Genomic DNA, 7,566 nt, shown 5'->3' on the forward strand with positions numbered 1-7,566 from the left:
GCCCGATGAAGACGCCGCCTCGACGACTGCGGAGGCGAGCAGGCTCTTTCCGATGCCTGCTTCGCCCGACACGACCACCGAGGACCGTGTCCCTGCCCCGCCGAATCAAGGAGGGCAGACAGCTGTTCGAACTCCGGTTCCCGCCCGATCACGTGCACATACCTCCCGCGGGAACAGGCCCGGTACCACAGTCATGGCACACCCTCCTCGACTGCACCGACAGGTGTGCCGCTCGCGGTGACGTCCACTCCGCCTCCGGTCGCCGACCCGTCCGCCCGGTCAACCCTGCCGCACCCACGTGTGCACGTCGGAGAGCGACAAGGAGTTCAATCCGGAGCATGTGACCTTCCCTATAGCGCTGTGTGACGGCGCAACATACTGTCTCCACAGGCAGGTTGACGGCCGTGTCACACGTATACAGAAAGGTGGCTCGTTATGTATCGAGCGACGGAAATCCTCCCTCCGGACTGGTTCGCCGGTCCTCCGGACTGGTTCGCCGGTCCTCCGGACTGGTTCGCGGGTCCCTCGGACTGGTCCACCAAGTAGCCCGAGGGGGTGGGCGGCGGTCCAGCGACTGAGTCCTCCGTCCACCCCACCGGCGCACGCGGGGGCAACGGGTCGACTCCACGGGACTGCACGTGGCTCAACAGAAATTGGCAGCTTCATGAGGATGTGGGCCGTACTTCGGGTCCGCGAATTCCGTGTGACAAGCGCGACGGAATTCCTTTCTGTTATAGGGGACCAGTTCTCTCGTGTCGCCCTGACAGTCATGGTGTTCGACCGGACGGACTCCGCCGCTCTTACCGGCCTGACTTACGGGCTCACCTACCTGCCCACCATGGCCGGCGCTCTGCTGCTGTCCACCGTCGCGGACCGCAGGCCGCGCCGTGAGGCCATCGTCGCCATCAACGCCATCCGTGCGGTCGCGGTGGCCGCCATGACGATTCCCGGCATCCCGCTGGCGGCACTGTGCGTCCTGGTCGCTGCGTCGTCGCTCCTCAACGGGCCCTACAAGGCAGCCCATTTGGCTCTCCTGCGAGACATCGTCGACACGGAGCAGTACACGGCCGCCATGGCGTTGCGGCAGTCCGTGAACCAGGCGGGACAACTGGCCGGATTCGCCGCGGGCGGCATCATCGCCTCGACCGTCAGTCCCCGGGTGTGCCTCGCCGTCGACGCCGCGACCTTCGTGTTGTCAGCGATCCTGACCAGGTCCTTCGTCGGCTTCCGGCCCGCTTCGGCCGCCCCTGCTCAGCGACGCTCGCTGGTCGGTGGTCTGCGTGTGGTGTGGAGCGGTCGCGGACAGCGCGCGATCTTCGCTTCGACTTTGTCCGGGCTGTTCCTGATGGCACCCGACGCCCTCGTCACTCCGTTCGTGCACGAAATCAGCGCGAATCCGGCTTGGGTGGGTTTCCTCCTGGCGGCTTCCGCCGCCTGCTCCTTTCTGGGGCTGGGCCTCTTGGCCCGTTTCCTGCCCGAACGCCAGAGGACGCGCGTGTTCCCGATCGCCTGCCTGGCGGCAGGAGCACCACTGCCGCTGGCGCTGCTCGATGGCGGCCCCTACCTTGCCCTGGTCGTCTTCGGACTGAGCGGCGCGCTTTGGGCGATCCAGGTCGTTCTCTCCGTGTCGTTCCTCGGCGAGATACTGCCGGACGCCCAGCGCGCCCAGGGAATGGGCGTAGCCGCGTCCATGAACCTCACTGCGCAGGGCATCGGTGCCGCCCTCGCCGGCCTGGTCGCTCAAGTGACCGGCCCCCGCGCGGCCATCGCGCTCACCGGCGTTGCCGCCGTGCTTTTCGCCCTCTGGCCCAGCATGCTGTGGCTACGCCGGGAAGCCGGCTCCCGGTCCTCCCGCGGGGGCAGGGGCTCCGGCAAGCCAGGCGAGACCGAAGACGCACCCCTGCCCGTATGACAGGCCGGACGTTCCTCCATCCCGCTGAGGACTTGGCCCGGAGCAGACTGCGGTGGGTCGGGATCGTCTCATGGAATGCGCCGGACGCCCCCTTGATATGAATGCGGTCTGTCCGGCTTCGTCAGGTGAGGCCGAGGGCCGACAGGATTCGGCGGTGGTCCCGGTCGCTGTGATGGAAGGCGGCGGCGATGCTGCGGCGACTGTCTTGCCGATGGACGCCAACGGCGAGGTTGCGCAGGCCGACCATGAGAGGGCCGGGTGTCCGGTCCGGATCTCGGAGTCTTCCTCCCGGAAGGCGCGGGCCACGGCAGCTTGCCGGTGCTCAGCTCGCGGCGGCGACACACGACCAGGGGCACCGGCACGACTGGTCTGCCGTGGTGGCATACGGGTCCTCTGCTCGCTTCTCCTGGGCCCGTGAGGGGCTGAGCCCGGGTTTCCCTGCCCTGCCGGGCCGCACCGGACATCGGACGAATGACTCCCGGGCGACCGGGCCGGTGACAGGAGGCCGGCGGCCGGGTGGGGGAAAGCCGCAGGCCGGCCCCTCTACGGGGGACCGTTTCCCTCCCGTGGGAGGGGTGCGCGAGCCGCCGGCCGGTACGGGCTGGGCTCCGGGCAGGGGAACAGCGGCGGGCCGACGATCCGGAGGCCCCGAGATGCCGCGACGCGCGTCAGTTCCTCCGGGTCGGGACCCGCGCCGCGGGCCAGGGCCTCGTCTGCTGCACGGGGAAAGCCCATCTCGGCCACGAACTCGTCGAAGCCGCCGCCCGAGGTGTGCAGGGTCAGGCCCCGCGCCTGGTCGAGGCCACCGCGAAACCGTGCGCGAGCCCCCGGGGGAGCAGGGCCGGGGCACCCGCGCCGAACCTGCGCACCTCGTTGCCGACCTCGACCCGAGGGGTGCCCTCGAGGACCAGACAGGTCTCCTCGGCCGACTCGTGCAAGTGCAGCGGAGACATGTAGCCAGCTTCCCCGCTGTGCTCGAGCAGCGCGTACGCGCCTGCGGTGTCCGCCGCCCGGGCCCCGATACGGACAGGACCGCCCAGGAAGACAACAGCGGTCTGGGTGTCGGCACCCGTCAGAACAGGGGAACTTATGTTTCCAGACAGGGATGTTACGTGAATTCTCGCTTCCTATACATTCGTTGCCATCTCAACAGAACGAGTCCGGTACCGTCCAAGACCGTTCCGACATCAGGTAATGCCGCGACGGAATGCCCCCGGCGCCACGTGGGGTTCTCCCTCACGGACGTGGCTGTGCCACGTCCGGCATCCCGACCGCGAAGGTGACTTCTCCTGTGCACACGCCAGAACCACCGTTCAGGACGACACCGTCCGAGCCGGACATCGAGCCCCGGTTGTTGAGAGCTTTCCTCGCGGTCGCGCGGGAGGGACACTTCGGGCATGCCGCGAGCAATATCGGCGTCGCCCAGCCGGCGCTCAGCAGACAAGTGCGGCAGTTGGAGCGGCTGCTCGGGGTGGTGCTCTTCGACCGCACGCCCCGGGGAGCCGAGCTGACCGCGGCCGGCCGTCTGATCCTGCCGTACGCCGAACGGGCACTGGCGCAGAACCGCCGACTGGTGCGAGCCGCCCGGTCGGCGGCCGCAGGCCACGAGGACGCCGTGGTGCTGACGGTGTCCGCCCCGCTGCCCGGACCGCCGGGCGGCCTCCTCACCGAGACGCTGCGGTCCTTCCGCACCGCTCATCCTCACGTGCAGGTGTCGGTGACCGCTCTGAACGACCACGACGAGACGGCCGCGCTCGTTGACGGACGCGTCGACGCGGTGCTGACCTGGGACGAGCACCCCGTCGACGGATGTGTGAGCGAGGCGCTGATCGAGGAGCACACCAGCGCGCTCGTGGGACGGGAACACCCGAAGGCGCGCGCGACGGAGGTCACGGTCTCCGACCTGGCCAATGCCCCCGTGCTCTTTCCGGTGCGGGAACGTGGGCACTGCTGGGCGCAGCTGCGGGCCGCCGCGCAAGCCGCGCATGTCGAACTGAACGTGATACCCACCGCGCCTGCGGCGGTGACCGATCTGGTGGCGGCGGGGCTCGGGGTGTCGGCGGTTCCGGCCTCGTTCCATTTCGCCGCACATCCGGAAGTGGTCTTCGTGCCGATCCCCGGCCTCTACAACCGCATGAGCGTCATGTGGCGCGGCGACGACGATTCGGAAACGGTGGCCGAATTTGTGAGGGCATGCCGGGTGACGGCCCGCAGCCTCGCCGCCGCCCACCCCGACATATGGCGACCGGCCCACCAAGGTCCGGCGTCATGAGGCGGTGCGATTCGGAGCGGCTCACCACGGACAGTTCACGTGTCGCGGCCCTCGTGTCACCGGCCAGGGGCCAGCTGGCGCCCGGCTTGCGGCAGCCGTCGGTCACCAACGCCCGGTGGGCGGAGCGCGGACAGGGCGGCACCGTCGCGCGCCCGGCCCCCTCACCGCCGCGATCCGGGGCCGGCGGATGCCGTTGGACCTCTCGCCGGACATGCTCGAGTCAATCGATTCGGGTGCACACGAAAGGGGCGACCCCGACCGGCTGGTCCTGCGCGAAGACCGGCACGCACGTCCTCTTCCGCGAGGAACGCTGACCCCCGCCGTCCGGCGCTCCCAGCCGACCCCTTCTACACCGGTACCTCCCGCGTCGTCGGCACGGCGGGACGGGTCCAGCGGTTCGGGCGGCGCTACGGAAGCACCACTCACACCCGCCGTTGACGGCGACCCCGATCAACAAGAAGGACCCGCGCTTCGAGGCCCGCCAGGGCTGACAACCGGCACCCCCGAACACCAGCGGGCCCGACACCTGCTTCCGGAAGGCTGTGGGCGAACCGTGGGCTCTCTCCGCGCCCCACCGGTGTCGACCGGTGGGGCGCAGTGCCGTCAGGCTGTCTCCGGATGTGCGGCCGGGTGCGCCCGGATCACGAGGTGCGGGATGGGCCAAGAGAAGACTGCCGAAACGATGGTGCCGCGTCCGGCAGCCGATGGCGGGCCGGCGTCCCGACGCTGCCGCGGCGGCAGCCGGCGAGGGAGTCCTCCAGATCGCGCTCGATTGCGTACGTCGTCCGCCGAGCGGAACGTTAAGTCGTACGACGGATGACCCGCTGCGGGTGCTGGGGAATCCTGGCGGGAACACGTACGAGCTCATCAGGAAGGCATGTCATGTCACAAGAGCCGATGGCCAACCGGAACTTCTTCGCCGATCTGGGACAGCTGTCCCTGGAGATGCGCTTCGAGTCCGGCGAGCGGATGACCTTCACCGTCGTCAACGGCGGGGGCCTGGTACCGGACGGCCACACCGAGACGGTGGCCGTCACCTCGCAGGAGATCCGGCCCGAGGTGTTCCTCACCTCGTGGAAGGAGGAGTCAGGGGCGACCATCACCCACCTGGAGGACATCGAACGCGGCCGGGTCTACTCGCGCATCACGTTGCCGGACGGTACTCCGATCGCCCTCACGGGGACCATCAAGCCACTGGACTGAACGGTCGGTACGCGGCTTCTCACACCATTCGCTACTCGCCGGTGCCCGCCGGCGCCTCGGCGTCCGCCCCGAGCAGCGCCTCGGTCTCCATCAGCAGGCAGGCCGCGCCCGCGGGGTTCACCAGCAGCCGCTGCTCCGGGGCGAGCAGGGACAGCAACCGGGGGACCGGCAAGGCCTCGTGGGCCAGCCGGCCCAACCCGGTGATCTGACCGCCCGAGGTGTAGACCGGCAGGGCCGGGATGCCGTCCGGGGTCGACGCCACCAGCGGACGTCCGGCCGGATCGACCGGGAAGGCCACCTCGGCGGTGGCGAGCAGCCGGACGACGTCCTCGCCGGGACCGTAACCGGTGACCGCGAGCTGGATCGCCTCGTCGATCTCGTCCGTGGGCGCCGGCCAGCCGCGCGTCACCGACGAGGGCCGGTGCTCGTCGTTCGCCCGCCACTCCTCGATCTCGCCGTCCGGTCCGGACCTCACCTGTCCCATCACCGCCCACGGCGGCGGGGGCCCCTCGCCGGTCCAGCCGGGGTCGGTCATGGCGAGCCAGTGCTCCGGCGCCGACCGGGCGGCCTCCCGCAGCTGCGGAGGCAGCTCCGGGGCGCCCACCGGACCGGGGTGTGCGGCGGTCCCGGCCTCCGGGCCCTTCGGTACGTGCTCCTGTTCCCCGGTGTCCGCCTCCGCGGTACCGGCCGCCGTTCGCTCGACGTCGCTGTCGCCGTTCATCCAGCTGCCCCTCGGTCACGTTCTTGACGGTGGTCGGTGTTCCGCTCGCCCCCTACCGGGACCGGCGGCCGGCGGTGCCGGTTCCATCGGGGGTAGAAGGTCAGCCAGAGCCCCAGGTTGCCGTACTTGTCGCCCTTCATCTTCAGCCCGATGGTCGTCATCTCGTCGGGGGCGTACACGACGCGCTGCGTCTCGTCCGCGACCAACTGCGCCACGTTCCCCTGCGGTGCCGTGGTCCAGCCCCCGGTGGAGCAGGACACCAGGACGATCGGATCGTCGGCCGGACGGCTCGACAGGCTCGGCCGGCGGCGGAGGAACCGGCCGAGCTGCCGCCCGTCGAAACTGACGACGTCCCCGCCGGTCAGGACCACGTACACCTCGTCGGGCTCCCCGTGCAGAGTGACGTAGTAAGGCGCCGTGCGCGTCACTCTCCACGGCAGAGGCCGTTCTGTTCCCGGCAGAGGGATCGGTGCGGACGTCGGGGAAGGCCAGTGCGACTCTGCGAGGCGCGCCCCACCGGTCTGCCGTCCTGACCGACGACGGTGAACTGCTGAATCGAATCCGTGGAGACCGTCCTCCCGTCCGACGCGGTCAGCAGCACGGGGGGCGGCGGCAGTACTGTCGCGCGCTCCCGTGCCGAGGAGGTGCCCAGGTCGTCCGGGAGACTGCGCACCCACTGCCCGTACGGCACCGACGGGTCATCGTGAATCACCACCGTGATCAGGAGGTTCCGTCCGTCCTCCGCGCGACGGAGCCGGACGTCCCCGCTGCGGGCCCACACCTCACGTCCCGTCCGGGCCGCCACGAGCCGGGGGAGGTTCAACTGGCCCGATGCGCCGCCGGCCATCAGGAGGACGACCGGCACGTCGGCCGGCAGGGACCGGAGTTCGGGGACGGTCGCCAAGTGGTCCGCGAGCACATGCCCGGCCATGGGCACCGTCCCGTTCGCGATATGCACCTGGAGCAGGTCCTGTGTGCCGCTGAGCAGGGCGAAGTACGGGGTCAGCCCAAAGGTGGCCCGCGCGAGCCAGGGTGCCGACGACATGTGCCCGGTTTCGGCCCCGGTGGCGGGGTCTCGTACCGCGAGGCAGGTCGCCCACGTGTTCAGCGGCAGCACCTGTCCGGGTGGAACGACGCCGGCGTAGTCGTGCCCGACCACACGGCCCGTGGGGTCGGCGCCACCGGTTCCGGCCGCCTCGGCACGCGGCGGCCGGACCGGCCGGCCACGACCGCGGACCCGGACGCGGAGCCGGCCGGATTCCTCGGGGCCACGGAAGCGGGTGTCCCGCCGCTCCCGCTCAGGGACGGTGGGGACACGGTCGTGGCTCCTCCGGGTCCGCCGCCTTCCGGGCTGTCGTCGAAGCTGCCGTCGTCGTCCGGGTTCTCGTCGTGGGGACCGTCGTCCCGCGGACCGTCGCCGCTGGGCCGGCCGTCGTCCTCGGCGGGCGCCCCGTCCGA

7 protein-coding genes and 1 pseudogene are annotated in these 7,566 nt (G+C 70.5%); 4 read left to right on the forward strand and 4 right to left on the reverse strand.

Annotated elements, in window-relative coordinates; all coding sequences use genetic code 11:
- Positions 1–670 precede the first annotated feature (670 nt).
- A complete protein-coding gene (locus tag ACZ4WH_RS23930; protein WP_468183732.1) occupies positions 671–1,912 on the forward strand; it encodes an MFS transporter in 1,242 nt (413 codons plus the stop codon).
- A 779-nt stretch (positions 1,913–2,691) separates the two neighbouring features.
- Here the strand turns inward: ACZ4WH_RS23930 and ACZ4WH_RS23935 are convergent.
- Positions 2,692–2,865 carry a cupin domain-containing protein gene (locus tag ACZ4WH_RS23935; RefSeq protein WP_468183633.1) on the reverse strand — a complete coding sequence of 58 codons (174 nt, stop codon included), beginning with the start codon at positions 2,863–2,865 and terminating at the stop codon, positions 2,692–2,694.
- A gap of 338 nt (positions 2,866–3,203) precedes the next feature.
- Between ACZ4WH_RS23935 and ACZ4WH_RS23940 the strand changes: the two genes are divergently transcribed.
- From ACZ4WH_RS23940 to ACZ4WH_RS23950, 3 genes and pseudogenes are all read left to right on the forward strand, one after another.
- Positions 3,204–4,184 (forward strand): LysR family transcriptional regulator, encoded by a 981-nt coding sequence (locus ACZ4WH_RS23940; protein WP_468183636.1) that lies wholly within the window; start codon positions 3,204–3,206, stop codon positions 4,182–4,184.
- Between the two features lie 342 nt (positions 4,185–4,526).
- Positions 4,527–4,622: pseudogene (locus ACZ4WH_RS23945) on the forward strand (50S ribosomal protein L31); the annotation flags it as partial.
- A 444-nt stretch (positions 4,623–5,066) separates the two neighbouring features.
- A complete protein-coding gene (locus tag ACZ4WH_RS23950; RefSeq protein WP_468183639.1) occupies positions 5,067–5,387 on the forward strand; it encodes a MoaF-related domain-containing protein in 321 nt (106 codons plus the stop codon).
- 31 nt (positions 5,388–5,418) lie between these two features.
- Here the strand turns inward: ACZ4WH_RS23950 and ACZ4WH_RS23955 are convergent, their stop codons facing one another.
- The 3 genes from ACZ4WH_RS23955 to ACZ4WH_RS23965 are packed head-to-tail and all read right to left on the reverse strand — an operon-like array spanning position 5,419 to position 7,153.
- The gene (locus ACZ4WH_RS23955) at positions 5,419–6,108 is read right to left on the reverse strand and encodes a type VII secretion system-associated protein (protein WP_468183642.1); all 690 of its coding nucleotides are present in this window, start codon (positions 6,106–6,108) and stop codon (positions 5,419–5,421) included.
- Complete coding sequence (locus tag ACZ4WH_RS23960; RefSeq protein WP_468183645.1) at positions 6,105–6,536, reverse strand: hypothetical protein; 432 nt, start codon at positions 6,534–6,536, stop codon at positions 6,105–6,107. The genes ACZ4WH_RS23955 and ACZ4WH_RS23960 overlap by 4 nt, the downstream gene beginning before the upstream one ends.
- Complete coding sequence (locus ACZ4WH_RS23965) at positions 6,533–7,153, reverse strand: hypothetical protein (protein WP_468183648.1); 621 nt, start codon at positions 7,151–7,153, stop codon at positions 6,533–6,535. Before ACZ4WH_RS23965 ends, ACZ4WH_RS23960 begins: the two co-directional genes overlap by 4 nt.
- Positions 7,154–7,566: the final 413 nt, after the last annotated feature.

It is taken from the genome of Streptomyces sp. NPDC029138, from assembly GCF_055564375.1.

Excerpts from the sequence above, each read along its gene's own strand:
- ACZ4WH_RS23950 (WP_468183639.1), top strand. The coding sequence starts at position 5,067 with ATGTCACAAGAGCCGATGGCCAACCGGAACTTCTTCGCCGATCTGGGA.
- ACZ4WH_RS23930 (WP_468183732.1), top strand. The coding sequence starts at position 671 with ATGTGGGCCGTACTTCGGGTCCGCGAATTCCGTGTGACAAGCGCGACG.
- ACZ4WH_RS23955 (WP_468183642.1), bottom strand. The coding sequence starts at position 6,108 with ATGAACGGCGACAGCGACGTCGAGCGAACGGCGGCCGGTACCGCGGAG.
- ACZ4WH_RS23935 (WP_468183633.1), bottom strand. The coding sequence starts at position 2,865 with ATGTCTCCGCTGCACTTGCACGAGTCGGCCGAGGAGACCTGTCTGGTC.
- ACZ4WH_RS23965 (WP_468183648.1), bottom strand. The coding sequence starts at position 7,153 with ATGTCGTCGGCACCCTGGCTCGCGCGGGCCACCTTTGGGCTGACCCCG.